Origin of the sequence: Alteromonas sp. MTD1 (assembly GCF_042848195.1) — a bacterium.
GTDB lineage: Bacteria > Pseudomonadota > Gammaproteobacteria > Enterobacterales > Alteromonadaceae > Alteromonas.
Map to the genome: position 1 here is coordinate 1 of NZ_BTGG01000023.1, position 612 is coordinate 612.

Below are 612 nucleotides of genomic sequence, written 5' to 3' on the forward strand. Positions count from 1 at the left end.
TTGTCTGTCTTAAACCACCTACTTCAGTAGGTGGTTATCATTAGTTAGGGGCTTTGCCCGAATACCTACCCATGTTAAATCTCCCTTTGATTTTTAGCGAAGTCAAAAAGGAAACTAACATGAGTAGATACGAGCAAGCATCGCATGTGTTTTGGCGATGTCAATATCACATAGTATGGACACCTAAATACCGATTTAGGATTTTGAAAGGCAAGCTGGGCAGCGATGTTTATCGTTGTATTCACGTTTACAGTGAGCAGCTCGGATGTAAAGTAGTGGAGCTGAATGTGCAGATAGATCATGTACATTTAGTTGTTAAAGTCCCCCCGAAGCTATCAATATCTAGTTTAATGGGAGCGCTAAAAGGGAAGATAGCATTAAAACTATTTAGCAAATATCCTCACTTACGCAAAAATAAGATGTGGGGTAACCACTTCTGGCAGCGAGGCTATTTCGTTGATTCAGTCGGAGTAAACGAAGAAATTATTAGACGTTACGTACGACATCAACAAAAGGTAGAGAAGCAAGAGCAAGCAAAGCTTGCTCTGGAGTAATGCCCCCTTTTAGGGGGTTAACGCAAAGCCACCTTCTTTAGAAGGTGGATTCTTTACT

Annotated in this window: 1 protein-coding gene; it reads left to right on the top strand. The window is 41.0% G+C overall.

Annotated elements, in window-relative coordinates:
- Positions 1-119: 119 nt before the first annotated feature.
- On the top strand, positions 120-554 hold the full coding sequence (tnpA, locus tag ACGHAV_RS16935; protein WP_390383369.1) for an IS200/IS605 family transposase: 435 nt from the start codon (positions 120-122) through the stop codon (positions 552-554).
- Positions 555-612: the final 58 nt, after the last annotated feature.

Excerpts from the sequence above, each read along its gene's own strand:
- tnpA (WP_390383369.1), top strand. The coding sequence starts at position 120 with ATGAGTAGATACGAGCAAGCATCGCATGTGTTTTGGCGATGTCAATAT.